The organism is Arthrobacter sp. TJ-254 (assembly GCF_058269175.1).
The window spans coordinates 38617-53458 of the sequence record NZ_JBZCNF010000002.1; the positions used below are offsets into that span (position 1 = coordinate 38617).

Consider the following 14842-nt stretch of genomic DNA (forward strand, 5'->3'; position numbering starts at 1 on the left):
CCGCGGCTTCTCCTGTGCGCGCGTAGGCGCTGGCGCCGGCTGATTCGGGATGATTGCCGGCGGGCCGGCCTCCTGCGGAGCCAACGGTGCAGGCGCCGGCACTACAGGGGCAGGCACTACGGGCGCAGGCGCAGGGGCCACCGGTGCCGGGGCTGGGTCCACCGGCGGTGCGGTTGGCGCCTCCGGGGCTGGAGTGGGGACCTCCGGGGTCGGGACGGGGAGCTCGGGTGCAGGTGTGGGAACCTCCGGCAACTCCGGGAAAGGAATGGGCTCGCCCGGCGGAACCGTTGGAAGGGGCTCAAAGGGAGGGACGGGCGTTTCGAAGCCTGGCTGCGGCGGCGGCGCCGGGTCCGTTGTCTGCGACGGAGTGACCAGGCTGGTGGCGGTCGCCGCAGGACCCGCTGTGAGGAGGGCAGCGCAAAGAGCCAGGACCGTTGTGCCGCGCTTCATCCAGTTCTCCGTGCCGCCCACCACATTCTCCGAGTCTGCAGGACGGTTGCCCCTGCACTGTCACCGTAGCTAGTGGCGCTGCTTTATTCGACTGCCCGCCAGTGCTTGCTTTTATCCCGCTTTACCAGTAATGGCTGGACTCTTGCCGGTCAACCAGCGCCGTGCGCCCGATCCTCCCCGGGCCTGTGCCGGGCAGTGCTCCTAGCCGCGGGGTCCGCGCCGTGCGGAGACGCGGGCGAGCACCCTCCTGGCAGGTGAGAGCCAAGACATGAGAAGGGCGATGGTAAAGAGCTCACTGGCAATAGAGCCGGCGTCTCCGGCGGGCACGAACTGGTGCACAACGGTTACGGCCATGAGGATCAGAAGTGCCTTCTTCGCCGTACCCAGCACGGGCGCCGGAACCGGACGCGGCCAGGGGGTGAAGGTTCCCGCGACGTCCGTGACGGGCGGCGACTCGTCTTCCATGGCTCCCCCTGTCTTGTCCCGGCAACGCGCCGGCGGGCCCGCCGCTGAGACGGCGGGATCTCTTTCCAATCACGCAGAACTTAATCATGGCAGAGGGTTCCGGCAGTCCCAGCGGCACCATGCCAGCTGGGATTGAGCACGTCGACGACGTCGGCCCTCCGCAGGGCGCTTATGAGCGGACGGTATCCGGTTCGTCGAGGACCGAACGCATCCTTGTCAGGAACCGAACCACTACTTCGGCTTCCTCATCACTGAGGGAGGCCGCGACCGCCATCATCCGGGCGTGCATCCCCCCGAGGGTGGCCCTCACCTCGTGATCCGAGGTTGCGGTCGGCCTGATCACGAGGGCGCGGCGGTCGCTGGGGTGGTCCTCGCGCCGGGCGTGACCGCTCTTGACGAGCCGGTCGATGAGAGTTGTCGTCGAGGCCGACGATATTCCGAGCCTTGCCCCTAGTTCCTTGGGGCCGATCGCTCGGCCGGCCTGATCGGCCTGAAGGAGGAAGCGAACGGCGAGCAGGTCGGTTTCGTTCATTCCCATGGCGTCCCGCGTGCGTCGACGCATCGCCGTTTCCGATGATCGGTAATCGCGAAGCGCGCGTAGAACATCAAGCCCGCGGTCGCGCTGCTCGTCCGCTGTGAACCAGTAGCTTGGGGCTGGTTCCGGAAGCTTCGTCGCCATAGCGTAATGCTAGCCCATCTGGTATTTCGGGGGGCTTAGCGTTACCTTTCCGGGAAGAGCCGGTGAGCACGTGCTGCCGGGTCGGGCGGAGGGGCTTTTGGAGGGCGCACCCGGAGTGGGTGAGGGAGGTTTGACTGATATGACAAGAGTCACGGCATATCCTCGCCATCGTGTCAACGGGCCTACCATTTACGGTTAGACTCGGTTGCTGCAACAGGCTTCATTAGCGCAACACCCCCAGGAGAACGGCACCGGCATGGCAACGGATTACGACGCACCGCGGAATAACGACGAGGACAAGGAAGCCGAGTCCCTCGAAGCGCTCCAGGCGAACCGGGGCAGCAACGCGCAGTCTTCTTCAGTGGACATTGAGGACGGCGACACCGCGGAGGGCATTGACCTTCCCGGGGCGGACCTCTCCGGGGAAGAGCTTCTGATTCAGGTCATTCCGCCCCAGGAGGACGAATTCACCTGTGCCTCGTGCTTCCTGGTGCGCCACCGCAGTCAGATTGCCCTTGAAAAGAACGGGCAGAAATACTGCAACGAGTGTGAGGGCTGATTCAGCACGTTCACCAGTCCACTTTCGGCGGCGCTCCACTTGGGAGCGCCGTTTTGGTTTGCGCTCCCGGGACAGCAGGCGGGTGTTTTAGGACGCCCTGTTCTCGTACCACCAGTGCGCGGCACCATCGGAGGCGGGCGGGCGCGCCTGGAGTCGGTGGACGCTCCCGGTCCGAGCGGCCGGCCGGTTGACCAGCATCCAGGCGGCGGCGAGCACCGCGGCGGGGAGCGACACCAGAATGGCGGCGCTCAGGGCGTAGATCGCGAGGAACGCGTGGGCCGGAGTGTCAGAGGCGGCCGAGACGAGCCCTGCGCTTCCAAACCAGACCCATAACCAAAAAGCCCCAACGGCAAAAAGAAGTGTCCGGGCGCGCCGGTAATTAAGCGGGTACTGCACCCGTTTCTTTTGCATTGTGATGTCCCCAGACCCTCAATCAAAACACGCATACCGGCGCGCCGCTTTCTGAATGCTAGCGTCAAAATTCGGTGCAGGAAGGGTTCGATATCAGATTGATATCTGGGACGGTGATCGCGTGGTCCTGCGGCCCCGGCCGTTGGGTCATACAGACCGCCGCGGATCTGGAAAAGAGCGGTTAATCCAATGGCGTACGCGGTAGCCGGACGTGATCCGGATTCAGCTCGGCAATTCCGTTCACGCCGAGAAGCTGCATGGTCCGGGCCACCTCCGTGCTGAGGATTTCCAGGCTTCGCTGAACCCCTGCCAGGCCCCCCGCCATCAGCCCGTACAGGTATGCCCTGCCGATCAGGGTGAAGTCGGCTCCGAGCGCCACGGCGGCCACGACGTCACCTCCGCTCATGATTCCTGTGTCGAAGAGGATTGACGTTTTCCCCTTCAGCTCGGCCGCCACCGCGGGGAGCAGGTGGAGGGGCACAGGGGCGCGGTCCAGCTGCCGGCCGCCGTGGTTGGAGACGACGACGCCGTCCGCCCCGTGGTCCACCGCGCGTTTGGCGTCGTCGACGGTCTGGATGCCCTTCACCACAAGGTTCCCCTTCCAGACACCGCGCAGCCAGTCGAGATCGTCGTAGCTGAGCGTCGGATCGAAAATCGAGTTGATCAATTCGGCCACCGTGCCGGGGTAGCGGGAGAGGGAAGCGAAGGACAACGGCTCATGGGTCAGGAAGTTGAACCACCAGGAGGGGCGGTATGAGGCGTCAACCAGCGTCTTGAGGGTCAGGGCGGGAGGGACGGTCAAACCGTTGCGGACATCCCTCAGGCGGGCGCCGGCGACGGGAGTGTCGACGGTGACCATCAGTGTGTCGTTCCCGGCCGCGGCCGCCCTGGTAATCAGCTCCATTGAGCGGTCGCGGTCGGTCAGAAGGTACAGCTGAAACCAGTTGCGGCCGCCGGGCGCCGTCGCTGAGACGTCCTCGATCGACGCCGTGCCCATCGTTGAGAGGGTGTAGGGGATGCCTGCGGCCTCGGCCGCGCGGGCGCCCGCGTATTCGCCCTCCGAGTGCATCATCCGCGTGAACCCCGTCGGCGCTATGCCGAAGGGCTGGGCCGACTCCGCCCCCAAAATCATCGTGCGCGCATCCACCGCTCCTCCTCCGCGGAGAACGCTCGGCTGGAACTCAACGTCCCGGAAGGCCTGCCGCGCACGGGCAAGCGACACTTCGCCCTCCGCCGCCCCGTCGGTGTAGTCGAAGGGGGCGGTGGGTGTGCGGCGGCGGGCCATGCTGCGCAGGTCCCAGATGGTGCTGGCCCGCCGTAGCCGGGCCTGCGCTCCGAACTCCGGTCTGCGGAACCGGATCAGCGGCGTCAGGTCGGAAACCTTGGGCACACGGCGTCGGAGGGCGGGAGGGAGAGAGCTGTCCATAAAGCGTCATTTCTATTGCCTTGGGGCTGTTTCCAGCACGCTGGTTTCATTCAAACAAGAACGGAAGGGATCCTCAGCACCCTGACCTTTCCCTTTTGAAGAATGTGAACTAGACTTCACGAACGGTCAAGCAGGAGGCCCTGGACGCACCATTGTGGAGCAAAACCCATGGAACATTTCCCGCAAGTACTCGACCACCCACAGCAGCCCTTCGTGGGTGAAAATTCGAGCAGTGGATCCTGGACGAGGACTTCCCGGCTCGCACTGCCTTCGACCCGGCAGGGCGATGAGGCAGAGTTTCCCGCCGATCTTTCAACCGTTCCCACGAGGCAGCTGCGCACTTTGTGCAACCGAACCTACCAGCTTCTCGACTGTGACTTCCCAACCATGGAAACCCGCGAACAGTACGAGGCCCTCGTCGTCGAACTTGAACGGCGCGAATCGATCGTCGAGCCAAGGACCGAACCCGAGGGAGTGCGCGAAGTCTTCCGCGACAACGCCCTTTTCTCCCGGTTTGAGCTCTACCGAAACGGGATCATGGCGGGATACGTCCAGTACGAGATGCGGGGCGGAGACGTACTGCTGCTTCATGCGGTGGTCGATCCGCGGTTCCGCAAGATGGGTCTGGAGCCCTTCCTCATGCAATCCGTGCTGCTCAACGCGCATCGCCGGCGCCTGGCCGTGACTCCGTACTGCCCCGAGGCCCAGGACTTTCTGCGGGCCAACCCGCAGTACCTTGCCCTGCTCCCACCGCGCCAGCGGCGCCGCTTCAAGCTGATGACCGCCGCGCGCATGGCACAGCAAGGGGCGAGGGCTTCGGGGTAGGGCGCCGGGTCAGCCGGTAAGTCCGGTGACCCGCAGCGTAATATTTAGCCGGCCCGTCAGCCCGAGAGTGGGGTCCGCTGTTCCGGGCGCGGTCTTGAGCACGCCATGGTAGGCAAAGCGGGCAGGGCCGCCGAAAACGAAAAGGTCGCCCGACTCGAGCACTACGTCGCGCCACGGTTTGCCCCGGGTGTCGGCGTTGCCGAAACGGAAAACGCAGGAATCCCCGAGGCTGATCGAGACTACCGGCTCCGGCGACAGCTCCTCCTTGTCCTGGTGCATTCCCATCTTGGCCGCGGCGTCGTAAAAATTGATGAGTGCGGCGTCCGGGGCATATCCGGCTGCTGCGTCGGGCCCGAACGCTGCGGCAACGGCGCTCTTGCCCAGCGTTCCCAAAGGGTCGGGGAAGGGTGCCACCGGTCCGCCGCCGACGTCGTCCGCGGTCCTGCTGTACCGGTAGGGCTGCCAGTGCCAGCCCAGGCACACAGTGCGCACCGACATCACGCCCCCGTTGGGCATCCGCGCCGCACGCATGGGTACCGGCCCAGCGGCCCAGCGGCGGCATGCCGCAACGAGTTCCTTCTGCTGGTCAAGCGTCAGCCAGTCCGGGATGTGAACCGCGCCGGGGGCGATGTCGGCGCGCTCGCGCGGCAGCAGCGAATCAAGCGAAGAGCTCATCCTGCAATTCTCGCGTACCCGCCAGCCCGTCCGGGGTACAAAAGTCCGTTGACAATGTTGCGCACATCACTTCACACTTTTGTAAACAGAAGTTGCACCCAGATCAACTCCTCAATCCCGGAGCCACGCTTATGCAGCAGGATCCCCTGACCCCGGCCGACGTGCACCGCGCAGCAGCAGCGCTCGTCGGCGCCTTCGCCGCCACCGATACCAAGGCGTACTTCGGGGCCTTCTCGCCCGATGCCAGCTTCATCTTCCACAATGAGGCCGCCCGCCTCGACACCCGGGCGGCCTACGAGGAGCTCTGGCAGTCCTGGCTGGCGTCGGGATGGCGGGTGATTGCCTGCGAAAGCAGCAATGCGCTCATCCAGCTCAGCGGAGACACCGCCGTCTTCGCACACGACGTGCGCACCACCACGCGGTCCGGCGGAGCCGAGGAAACGGTGAATGAACGCGAAACGATCATTTTCCGCAGGACCGCCGACGGGCGCATTCTCGCAATCCACGAACACCTTTCCCCAGTGCCTTCCCCTTCGAACTGAGGCAGAAACATGTCCCTCCCACAGCACACAGAACCCCGGGGCAGCGCATGGTCGCGGCTGTCCACCCAGCTCGACAACAATTCCGAAGGCTACGGCCCGATCAAGGGAACGCTGCCTCTGGGCAGAATCGGCATGATCTGGCTCGCAGCCAACCTCGTCGTCACGACGCTGCTGACCGGAACCCTCTTCGTTCCCGGGGTGTCCTGGCCGCTGGCGCTGGGCCTGATCGTCCTGGGCACCATCATCGGCGGCGCGGTTCTCGTGCTCGTCGGCAACATGGGAACCCGCACCGGGCTGCCCACGATGTCCCTGACGAAGGGGTCCTTCGGGCTGCGTGGATCGTTCCTTCCCGTTGCCGCAAACGTCCTCATTCTCATGGGCTGGAGCTGGGTCCAGGCGATGCTCGCCGGCGTCACCGTCAACTTCCTCGTTGAGCAGGCAACCGGCTTCTCGAGCCCAGTGCTCTTCTCCGTGCTGTGCCAGCTGCTCGTCGTCGCCCTTGCCATCTTCGGGCATGCGGGCATCGCCAAGGTCGAGCCGTGGCTCGCGCTCGTGATCCTCGGCATCATGGCCTACGTCTTCATCACCGCATTCACCTCATATCCGCCCGCCGACTTCGCCGCCCTGCCCGCGGACCCCGCGCTGGGGATGACGGGAATCGTGGTGCTCGACATCGTGATCGCCACCGCCATCTCCTGGACGGTGCTCTCGGCGGAATTCAACCGGCTCGCACGCTCGCAGGCAGGCGGCATGATCGGATCGGGAATCGGTTACATCCTCTCGACGGTGCTCGCCATGAGCCTTGGGGCAACCGCCATCGCGTACGTGGTCCTGAGCGGCGGGGAAGCAACAGCGTTCGACCCGACGGTCATCGTTGCGGCGTTCGGCGCACCGCTCGCCGTCGTGATTTTTCTGTCCGTCATGGCGACAAACACCATGGTGGTCTACGGCATGGTGTCCTCGGTGGTGAACATGGTCCCGTCGACCCGGCTTAAGTTCCTTCCCACCGCACTGATCCTGGGCGCCATCTCCATCCTCGGCGCAACATGGCTTGACCTGCTCGACCAGTTCACCAGCTTCCTCGTTGTGATCAGCTCGTTGTTCATTCCCGTCTTCGCCATCATGCTCGTTGACTACTACATCGTGAAGCGCGGCTTCTACTCCCGGGACATCCTCAAGGGCAAGGGAGGCGACTACTGGTACCAGGGCGGAGTTAACGCCGCGGCCGTGGTGGTCTGGGTGATCGGCGCCGCATCGTCCCTGCTGCTCACCTACGTTGCACCGAGCCCGCTCGGTGCAACGATCCCGACCTTCGTCGTCTCCGCGGCGCTCTACGTCGGCTGGGCGGCGTTGAGGCGGAAGATCGCCCGCACCGGCCACGGCCAGCAGCACCTCGCCGAGGCGGGACAGGGCACCGCGTGAAGGTTGTCGACCTGAGCCAGCCCATCACCGCCGGCATGCAGGTTTTTCCGGGTGACCCTTTCGTGAACACGATGCTCGCGGCAACGCTTTCCGCGGACGGGTTCCAGGTGGCCGAGCTCCATCTCGGTACGCATAGCGGCACCCATGTCGACGCGCCCCTGCACACGGTGACCGGCGGTGCCGCGGTTGACGAGCTGGAGCTCGCGCAGCTCCACGGCCCGGCCCTCGTGGTCCGGGCCGAGTCGGCGGGGCGGAACGCCACCGTGGAGTGGTCCGACGTCGAGGACCAGCTCCGCGGGGTGCGCCCGGGAACCATCGTCCTGTTCTCCACCGGCTGGTCCCGTCACTTCGGTACCGCTATGTACCTCGAACATCCCGTGCTCTCCGCCGACATCGCCTCCCGCCTCCTGGACCTTGGGGTGAGCGTCATCGGCGTCGACACCCTGAACCCGGACCGGACACTTCCGGCCGAGCCCGGCGCGCCCCTTGAGCTGCCGGTCCATGCGGTGATCCTCGGGGCCGGAGGCGCGATCGTCGAGAACCTTACGAACCTCGACGCTGTGACTTGGCCGGACCCGCTGTTTTCGGCGCTGCCGCTGCGGCTGGCGGGGCTCGACGGGTCGCCGGTGCGCGCGGTCGCCATTTTGCCCTGACCGATTAACGGTACTCGGGGCAGGAGCCGTCCTAGTCCTCGTCGGCGGCCGCGGCCCGCCGTGCCCGCAGGGTCAGCAGCAGCCGGTGGGCGGTGATCACGACGGCGAGCCAGGCCAGCCCGAGGGTCCACGCGACAAGGACGTCGGTGAACCAGTGGTGCCCGAGGAAGACCCGGCTCAGCCCCATCGTCACTGCGAAGAGGGTGGCACCGGCGATCACCACGGCCGCCGTGCGTTTGCGCCGCTCCGGGCGAAGCACAAGGAGATAGGCAACGATTCCGGCAATAACGATCGCGTTGAGGGAATGCCCGCTGGGGAACGACGGCGAACTTTCGTAGGGTGGAACCGCAGCTTCAAGGGGAGGGCGGAGCCGTCCGACGATCTCCTTGCCCGCCACGGTCATCAGGAGGGATCCGAGGGCGGCCGCAGCAATGAGGATCACCGGTGTCCATGACTTCCGCAGCGAGGCGAGCAGGATCATCACGGCGGTGGTCAACAGTGGCATGCCGATCGGCCCGCCGATGTTCGTGTAAGCGGTGACAAGGGAGTTGAGCCACGGCTCGCGCAGTGACAGTGCGGCGTCCAGGGCCGGCCGGTCCAGCGCCGAAACGCCATCGGACTCCACCACCGATTCGTAGACCTCGGCCGACGCCGTGGTCAGCGCCGCGGCCAGGCCGCCGCCGATCGCCAGGAGCAGGAGGATCGCCCAGTGCGGGCCCACCCAGCGGGCCAGCGGCCGGACCGCCCGCACCAGCCAGCGCCCCACCGGGGTCGCCCACCGGGTGAGGTCCCGGGATCCGGCATAACGGTCTTCGTCGGCTGTCATGATTCGACCCTATGACGACGGCGGCGGCATTGGCAGGTCGAGGAAACGCCCGGGCGGGCTGGCGGACAGGAGGTTAGGATGGCGCAGTGAGCGACTCAAGAACAGTGCAGGAACTCCTCCGCGGTGCTCCGGTATTTCCCGAGAGCATGCCTTCCTTCGACCCCCGGGAGGCCCCGGCCTCGCCGATTGACCTCTTCGTCGAATGGCTTGCCCTGGCGGTCGACTCGAGATTCCACGCGCCGCATTCGGTTCACCTGGCAACCGCACAGGACGGCGGTGTGCCCGACGCGCGGGTGGTCATCCTCAAGGATGTCGACGCGTCCGGCTGGTCCGTCGCCTCGAGCAGCAACAGCCCGAAGGGCCGGCAGCTTGCCGCGAACCCCAGCGCTGCGCTCACCTTTTTCTGGCCGGAGCTCGGGCGCCAGGTACGCGTCCGCGGCGCAGTCAGCGTTGGAGGTTCCGCCGAGAACGATGCGGATTTCCAGCGCCGCCACCCGGTGGCCCGGGCGCTGGTCCTGGCCGGCGCCCAAAGCAGCGTGCTCGAGAGCAGGGCAGCCCTCGACGCCGCCGTCCAAAGCCAGCTGGGCCGACTCGAATCCGAGCCCATGCTGCAGGCACCCGACTGGTCAGTCTTCACTGTCGCTCCCGACGCCGTCGAATTCTGGCAGGCGGACCTCGAGCGGCGCCACATCCGCCTTCTCTATTCGCGTTCCGGGCAGGGCTGGCGAACCGACCTGTTGTGGCCGTGATCCCCCTTCCCTAGGAGTTACCGGCGGGTAACCTAGGGGGATGCACCTGATCTTCCGCACTCTCCTCCTGCTCTGGACTTCCCGCCGTCGACCGGCGCTGAGCGTGTGGGGCCAATCCTCGCTTCCGCTGCGTGTCCTTCCCACCGACATCGACATCGCCCTGCACGTCAACAACGGAATGTACTTTTCGCTCATGGATCTGGGTCGGTTCGACCTGATGATCCGCAGCGGGGTATGGCGGAAAATGCGCAAACTCCGCTGGAGCCCGGTTGCAGCCGGAGAGACCATCAGCTTCCGCAAGTCGCTGCAGCTGGGCCAGCGGTACTCGGTTGAGACGCGGATCCTTGGCATGGATGACCGCGCCTTCTACTTCGAACAGCGGATGGTGAGCGGAGGCGAGATCTACGCCCGTGCATTCATCGCGACCCGCCTGGTCTCTCCCCGCGGGCCGGTGCCAATCGAGGACATCCTTGCCGCGTTCGGTTCACCCCCGGCGAGCCTTGTGCTTCCGGACTGGATCCACGAGTGGCGGCTGAACAACTCGCTGCCGAGCGCCCGCCACGCCGCTCCCCACGCCTGGGCGGATCAGCACTGACGCTCACATGAGGAAGGGGGTGCACCAGTTCCTGGTGCACCCCTTTCCTTTGCCTGTCCTAGTGGAGGCGGCGGCGGGTCAGCAGCATCATGGCCAGCAGTCCGCCGAGGATGGCCAGCGGAATGATCAGTGCCAGAATGCCCGGCGAGGAAACCACAGCGGCAGGAGTCATGGCCGAGGTTGAGGCGGACATGCGCTCCGTGCCCGCGGCGAGCTTGCCGTTGCCGGCTGCCAGCTTGGCCGCGCCGTCTGCGAGCTTGGTGTTGCCCTCGGCCAACTGTGCCGCGCCCTCGTTGAGCTTGGACGCGCCGGTGTCGAGTGCGCCGGCCCCCTCGTTGAGCTTGCCCATTCCGCTCTTCAGGGTTGTGGTTCCGGTGGCGAGGCGGTTTGAACCGGCGGCGAGCCGCGAGGCGCCGTCGGCCAGCCGCGCATTGCCGTCACTGAGCCGGGTGGCGCCGTCGGAGAGTTTGGCCACGCCGGCCAGCAGGCCCGGTTCGGTGGCGGTGCCCTGGTAGCCGGCATTGAGGCGCATCAAGCCGCCGTTGAGGGTGGCTGCGCCTTCGGCGAGCCGCGCGGCGCCGGGGAGCAGGCCGGGGCTGGTCGCCGAACCGTTGAACCCCGCGTCGAGGCGCTGCATTCCGCTTGTCAGTTTTCCGGCACCCGCCGAGAGGGGAGTGAGCCCTTCGGTGTAGAGGCGGTTCAGCTTGGTCTGCGACTTGGCCGTGCCCACCTGCACCTGTGCGGCACCGTCGGCCAGGGCCGCGGTTCCCGGAACAACCTGGGTTGCGGTCGTCTCGGCCAGCGTGGCGCTTCCCGCCTTGAGCTGACCGAGCCCGGCGTCGAGCTGGCCGGCGCCCGAGTTGAGGGCATCCAGCTGGGGGAGCAGCGACTTGAGCGTCATGTTGCCGTAGACCGGGTGATTGGCCAGAGCCAGGAGGTCGGCCGTTCCTTTGGAGAGCTGCCCCGACCCGTCCTTTGCGTCGGAGATCCCCTGGCTGAGCTGTCCCGCGCCCTCATCGAGCCGCACGGCTCCGTCACGAAGCGTTGCCGCGCCGGCTGCGACTTTCTGGGCGCCTTCGGCGAGGCGGGCGGAGTCGGGAAGTGATTCTTCAACCTCGGCGAGCAGGTCGTTTGTGCCAGCGCTCAGGGCGGCCGAACCGTCGAGCGCCTGCCGGGTTCCGTCGGCGAGCTGGCCGGCACCTGAGTGGAGTTTCGCGGCGCCGTCGGCCACCCGCTGGGCGCCGCTCTGCGCCTGCGCGGTTCCCGCTGCGAGCTTTTCGGTACCGGCGGCAAGCCTGCCCGTGCCCGCCTGCAGGTCAGCGGCACCCGTCGCCGCGGTATCTGCCCCGGCGCTCAACGTCCCGGTGCCTTCCTTGAGTTCCGCTGCGCCCCGGGCGAGGGCCGCCGCTCCGGTTCCGGCGGACTTCAGGCCGGTTGTCAGTTTTCCGGTTCCGGCATCGAGCTTCGCCGTTCCGGATGCCAGTTCCTTCGAGCCGTCCCGCACCTTTTCGGCGCCCTCGCTGAGCGCCGCTGAGCCGTCGTTGGCGCGGACGGCGCCGTCCTGGAGCTGCCCTGCGCCGTTGGCGACCTTCCCGGTGAACAGTGCAAAGAAGGCGAGGAGGGCAACTAGGAGCAGGGCAAGGAAGATGGTGAGGACCGCATGGAGGCGGTTGGAGGGCGCGGTGGACCTGAGCATGCAGAAATTCCGTTCTCGAAGCGAAACGCCCGTGAGGGCATGGGCGACGAGCGGAAATGCCGGCAAGCACTCGTCGTTGAGCAGTGCACGGTGAGCGCCGGACCCTCTGCCGGCCCAGGAGCACTCAAAGTTAAGCGAAAATGTGACTCAAGTTACATTTGTAGGCTACTGGTGGGTAACTTAGCAAGGGGTTGCGGAGATAAGTTACTGGGGAGTACGACCTGGGCGCGGCGGCTGGCCCTCTGGAATTTTGTTAGTGTGCTAATGGTTGAAAGGAATATCAACAGAATCGACTGCAGGAGGCGGCTCCAGGCCGCGGGAGGACACCGGAAATGGCTGAGAAGCAGAGACTCGCACTGAGGTTCATGGCGGCAACCGGAAGGATGCGAGCGGTCTTCGGTCCCGCGCAGCAGGGATCAACCGCCGGACCCGTGGCGTACCGCAACGATGCCGCACAGAAGCGGCGCCAGGAGGAACTTCAGCAGTGGGAGGTTGTCCGCAACGCCGATGGATCAACCTACCTGGTGTCGAGGCAGGGCGGCTGATCCCCGCTGCAGCCTAGAAGACACAGGCCCCATCTGACGCTTCCGTGTCAAGGATGGGGCACTGGGGCGGGGCGAAGGTGGAGGAGAGCACCCACCACCCCTACATTTGAGGGATGGCCGAAACACATGCACCGTCCCCCCTGCCCACCCCGCTGCAGCGTCTTGCTGAAGCCCATCGGGTAAGCACCACATTCCTCGGGTGGGACGGCGCCCTGAAGCAGGTCCAGCCGGAAACACTCGTAGCGGTGCTCGCCGCGCTGGGCGTTCCCGCCTCGAGCGAGGAGGCGGTCGAAGCCTCCCTTGAACTTCAGGAAACCGAACCCTGGCTCCGGATGCTGCCGCGGGTCGTCGTCGTCCGGCACGACGAGCCGGCACCCGTTACGCTCCACCTTCCGGCCGGTGCCGAGGCCGAGGTATGGGTGGCGGGGGAAGACGGGCTGCGGTACACCTGCGGCACCCAAGGCGATCCGACACAGACCCGGGTAGTTGACGGTCAGGAAGTCGAGCGTGTGAGCGCCAGCCTGCCCCACGCCCTCCCGCTCGGATGGCATACCCTTCACGCCACGGCAGGCGGACGCGAAGAGCAGTGCACGCTCGTGGTCACGCCGGACCGGCTGAGCACCACGGGCAAGCTCCTGAACTCGACCGTCTGGGGCCTCATGGCCCAGCTCTACTCGGTGCGCTCCACGCGCTCCTGGGGGATCGGAGACCTCGGAGACCTCGGCGAGCTTGCGGCAGTGGCTGCGGAGAAGGGGGCGGGGTTCGTTCTGGTGAACCCGCTGCACGCTGCGGAGCCGAAACCGCCCGTCGAGCCCTCCCCGTACCTGCCGACCACCCGGCGGTTCTTCCACCCCCTCTACCTGCGGATCGAAAATATCCCGGAGTATGCCCGGCTCGACCCGGCCTCCCATGCCGAAGTCGAGCGGCTCGCGGCGGGCTTCCGCGAAACGAACTCGACGACTGACCTGCTTGACCGCAACGCGTCCTACGCGGCCAAACTCTCGGCCCTCGAGCTCATCTTCAAAGTGGAGCGCCCGGCCCAGCGGCAGTCGGATTTCGACCATTTCTGCGCCGAGCAGGGCGAGGGCCTCGAAAACTTCGCCCTGTGGTCCGCTCTCGCCGAGACCCTTCCGCCGGGATCACCGGAGTGGGAGTCGGCCGGCCGCCCCGGCACCCCCGCCGCGCTGGAGCAGCGCAGGCGGCTTGCCCCGAGGGTTGAGTTCCATCAGTGGCTGCAATGGCTGTGCGACGAACAGCTGCAGGAGGCGCAGCTTGAGGCGACAGATGCGGGGATGGGCATCGGCATCGTGCACGACCTCGCCGTGGGTGTCCACCCCAGCGGGGCAGACGCATGGGCACTTCAGGACGTCCTCGCCTCAGGCATCAGCGTTGGTGCCCCGCCGGACATGTTCAACCAGCACGGGCAGGACTGGAGCCAGCCGCCGTGGCACCCGGAGCGCCTCGCCGAATCCGGCTACGCGGCGTTCCGCGACATGCTCCGGAATATTCTGCGCAACGCCGGGGGAATTCGGGTGGACCATATCCTCGGACTGTTCCGCCTCTGGTGGATTCCGCAGGGCAGTGAGCCCGGGGACGGCGCTTACGTCTACTACGACCACGAGGCGCTGATCGGCATCCTCGCGCTCGAGGCCGAACGGGCCGGAGCCGTGGTGGTGGGCGAGGACCTTGGTGTATTCGAGCCAGGGGTGCAGGAGTACCTCGCCGAACGCGGAATCTTTGGAACCTCCATCCTGTGGTTCGAACAGGACGCGAACGGTCCACTTCTGCCTGAGCGCTACCGCAGGGCCTGCCTGACGACGGTCACCACCCACGACCTCCCGCCCTCGGCCGGATACCTCGCCGGCGAGCATGTGGTGCTGCGCGAATCCCTGGGGCTGCTCAGCCGCCCGGTCGAGGAGGAGGGCGCCGAAGACAGGGCCACGCAGGCGAAGTTCCTTGCCGTCCTGAGGGAGCGCGGCCTGCTGCGCAACGTCGAGGCGGCGTCGGTGCAGGAAACCGTCGAGGCCCTCCACGCCTTCATCGCCCAAACCCCGTCCGTGCTGCTTGGTGTAGCGCTCGCGGACGCCGTGGGGGAGCGGCGCACCCAGAACCAGCCAGGAACGAACGATGAATACCCCAACTGGCGCATCCCGCTGGCCGATGCCGAAGGCAGCGCCGTTTTGCTCGATGACCTTGCAGGCAACGAGCGGTTCACATCGCTCATCAAGGTGCTGCGGGCTGCGGCCCGGGCGCGTGGTCAAGAAAAATCTTCAACCGGCCGCTAAAAGTAAGCAGGCTGACCAATCACCCGATTTGTGGAAAAA

General features: G+C 66.4%; 16 protein-coding genes. 9 read left to right on the forward strand and 7 right to left on the reverse strand.

What is annotated here, in order from left to right; genetic code table 11:
- Positions 1-651: 651 nt before the first annotated feature.
- Positions 652-915 (reverse strand): hypothetical protein, encoded by a 264-nt coding sequence (locus AC4D14_RS05200; RefSeq protein ID WP_490900537.1) that lies wholly within the window; start codon positions 913-915, stop codon positions 652-654.
- Positions 916-1084: 169 nt separating this feature from the next.
- Entirely contained in the window at positions 1085-1594 is a 510-nt protein-coding gene (locus AC4D14_RS05205) for a MarR family winged helix-turn-helix transcriptional regulator (RefSeq protein ID WP_490900538.1), read from the reverse strand.
- A gap of 256 nt (positions 1595-1850) precedes the next feature.
- On the opposite strand from AC4D14_RS05205, the gene AC4D14_RS05210 reads away from it, so the two are divergent.
- Positions 1851-2153: a DUF4193 domain-containing protein gene (locus tag AC4D14_RS05210; protein WP_490900539.1), complete on the forward strand. Its 303-nt coding sequence runs from the start codon at positions 1851-1853 to the stop codon at positions 2151-2153.
- A gap of 87 nt (positions 2154-2240) precedes the next feature.
- On the opposite strand, the gene AC4D14_RS05215 is transcribed toward AC4D14_RS05210, so the two are convergent.
- Positions 2241-2564: a hypothetical protein gene (locus AC4D14_RS05215; RefSeq protein ID WP_490900540.1), complete on the reverse strand. Its 324-nt coding sequence runs from the start codon at positions 2562-2564 to the stop codon at positions 2241-2243.
- 181 nt (positions 2565-2745) lie between these two features.
- A complete protein-coding gene (locus tag AC4D14_RS05220) occupies positions 2746-3990 on the reverse strand; it encodes an alpha-hydroxy acid oxidase (protein ID WP_490900541.1) in 1245 nt (414 codons plus the stop codon).
- A gap of 387 nt (positions 3991-4377) precedes the next feature.
- On the opposite strand from AC4D14_RS05220, the gene AC4D14_RS05225 reads away from it, so the two are divergent.
- Entirely contained in the window at positions 4378-4815 is a 438-nt protein-coding gene (locus AC4D14_RS05225; protein WP_490900542.1) for a GNAT family N-acetyltransferase, read from the forward strand.
- 9 nt (positions 4816-4824) lie between these two features.
- Here the strand turns inward: AC4D14_RS05225 and AC4D14_RS05230 are convergent, their stop codons facing one another.
- The gene (locus AC4D14_RS05230; RefSeq protein ID WP_490900543.1) at positions 4825-5490 is read right to left on the reverse strand and encodes an alpha-ketoglutarate-dependent dioxygenase AlkB family protein; all 666 of its coding nucleotides are present in this window, start codon (positions 5488-5490) and stop codon (positions 4825-4827) included.
- Between the two features lie 131 nt (positions 5491-5621).
- Between AC4D14_RS05230 and AC4D14_RS05235 the strand changes: the two genes are divergently transcribed.
- The 3 genes from AC4D14_RS05235 to AC4D14_RS05245 are packed head-to-tail and all read left to right on the forward strand — an operon-like array spanning position 5622 to position 8107.
- Entirely contained in the window at positions 5622-6032 is a 411-nt protein-coding gene (locus AC4D14_RS05235) for a YybH family protein (RefSeq protein ID WP_490900544.1), read from the forward strand.
- 9 nt (positions 6033-6041) lie between these two features.
- A complete protein-coding gene (locus AC4D14_RS05240; protein ID WP_490900545.1) occupies positions 6042-7454 on the forward strand; it encodes a purine-cytosine permease family protein in 1413 nt (470 codons plus the stop codon).
- Positions 7451-8107, forward strand: a complete 657-nt coding sequence (locus tag AC4D14_RS05245; protein WP_490900546.1) for a cyclase family protein — start codon at positions 7451-7453, stop codon at positions 8105-8107. The genes AC4D14_RS05240 and AC4D14_RS05245 overlap by 4 nt, the downstream gene beginning before the upstream one ends.
- Positions 8108-8138: 31 nt before the next feature.
- Here AC4D14_RS05245 and AC4D14_RS05250 read toward each other — a convergent pair whose 3' ends face one another.
- Entirely contained in the window at positions 8139-8933 is a 795-nt protein-coding gene (locus AC4D14_RS05250; protein ID WP_490900547.1) for a phosphatase PAP2 family protein, read from the reverse strand.
- Positions 8934-9019: 86 nt separating this feature from the next.
- On the opposite strand from AC4D14_RS05250, the gene AC4D14_RS05255 reads away from it, so the two are divergent.
- Entirely contained in the window at positions 9020-9682 is a 663-nt protein-coding gene (locus AC4D14_RS05255) for a pyridoxine/pyridoxamine 5'-phosphate oxidase (protein ID WP_490900548.1), read from the forward strand.
- A gap of 40 nt (positions 9683-9722) precedes the next feature.
- On the forward strand, positions 9723-10277 hold the full coding sequence (locus AC4D14_RS05260; RefSeq protein WP_490900549.1) for an acyl-CoA thioesterase: 555 nt from the start codon (positions 9723-9725) through the stop codon (positions 10275-10277).
- 58 nt (positions 10278-10335) lie between these two features.
- Here AC4D14_RS05260 and AC4D14_RS05265 read toward each other — a convergent pair whose 3' ends face one another.
- Positions 10336-11973: a hypothetical protein gene (locus AC4D14_RS05265; RefSeq protein ID WP_490900550.1), complete on the reverse strand. Its 1638-nt coding sequence runs from the start codon at positions 11971-11973 to the stop codon at positions 10336-10338.
- 332 nt (positions 11974-12305) lie between these two features.
- On the opposite strand from AC4D14_RS05265, the gene AC4D14_RS05270 reads away from it, so the two are divergent.
- Positions 12306-12518 (forward strand): hypothetical protein, encoded by a 213-nt coding sequence (locus tag AC4D14_RS05270; RefSeq protein WP_490900551.1) that lies wholly within the window; start codon positions 12306-12308, stop codon positions 12516-12518.
- Positions 12519-12631: 113 nt separating this feature from the next.
- Positions 12632-14803 carry a 4-alpha-glucanotransferase gene (gene malQ / locus AC4D14_RS05275; RefSeq protein ID WP_490900552.1) on the forward strand — a complete coding sequence of 724 codons (2172 nt, stop codon included), beginning with the start codon at positions 12632-12634 and terminating at the stop codon, positions 14801-14803.
- Positions 14804-14842 lie beyond the last annotated feature (39 nt).

Bases quoted from the DNA above. Each gene is read 5' to 3' on its own strand.
- AC4D14_RS05200 (WP_490900537.1), bottom strand. From the start codon at position 915: ATGGAAGACGAGTCGCCGCCCGTCACGGACGTCGCGGGAACCTTCACC.
- AC4D14_RS05205 (WP_490900538.1), bottom strand. From the start codon at position 1,594: ATGGCGACGAAGCTTCCGGAACCAGCCCCAAGCTACTGGTTCACAGCG.
- AC4D14_RS05210 (WP_490900539.1), top strand. From the start codon at position 1,851: ATGGCAACGGATTACGACGCACCGCGGAATAACGACGAGGACAAGGAA.
- AC4D14_RS05215 (WP_490900540.1), bottom strand. From the start codon at position 2,564: ATGCAAAAGAAACGGGTGCAGTACCCGCTTAATTACCGGCGCGCCCGG.
- AC4D14_RS05220 (WP_490900541.1), bottom strand. From the start codon at position 3,990: ATGGACAGCTCTCTCCCTCCCGCCCTCCGACGCCGTGTGCCCAAGGTT.
- AC4D14_RS05225 (WP_490900542.1), top strand. From the start codon at position 4,378: ATGGAAACCCGCGAACAGTACGAGGCCCTCGTCGTCGAACTTGAACGG.
- AC4D14_RS05230 (WP_490900543.1), bottom strand. From the start codon at position 5,490: ATGAGCTCTTCGCTTGATTCGCTGCTGCCGCGCGAGCGCGCCGACATC.
- AC4D14_RS05235 (WP_490900544.1), top strand. From the start codon at position 5,622: ATGCAGCAGGATCCCCTGACCCCGGCCGACGTGCACCGCGCAGCAGCA.
- AC4D14_RS05240 (WP_490900545.1), top strand. From the start codon at position 6,042: ATGTCCCTCCCACAGCACACAGAACCCCGGGGCAGCGCATGGTCGCGG.
- AC4D14_RS05250 (WP_490900547.1), bottom strand. From the start codon at position 8,933: ATGACAGCCGACGAAGACCGTTATGCCGGATCCCGGGACCTCACCCGG.
- AC4D14_RS05260 (WP_490900549.1), top strand. From the start codon at position 9,723: ATGCACCTGATCTTCCGCACTCTCCTCCTGCTCTGGACTTCCCGCCGT.
- AC4D14_RS05265 (WP_490900550.1), bottom strand. From the start codon at position 11,973: ATGCTCAGGTCCACCGCGCCCTCCAACCGCCTCCATGCGGTCCTCACC.
- AC4D14_RS05270 (WP_490900551.1), top strand. From the start codon at position 12,306: ATGGCTGAGAAGCAGAGACTCGCACTGAGGTTCATGGCGGCAACCGGA.
- malQ (WP_490900552.1), top strand. From the start codon at position 12,632: ATGGCCGAAACACATGCACCGTCCCCCCTGCCCACCCCGCTGCAGCGT.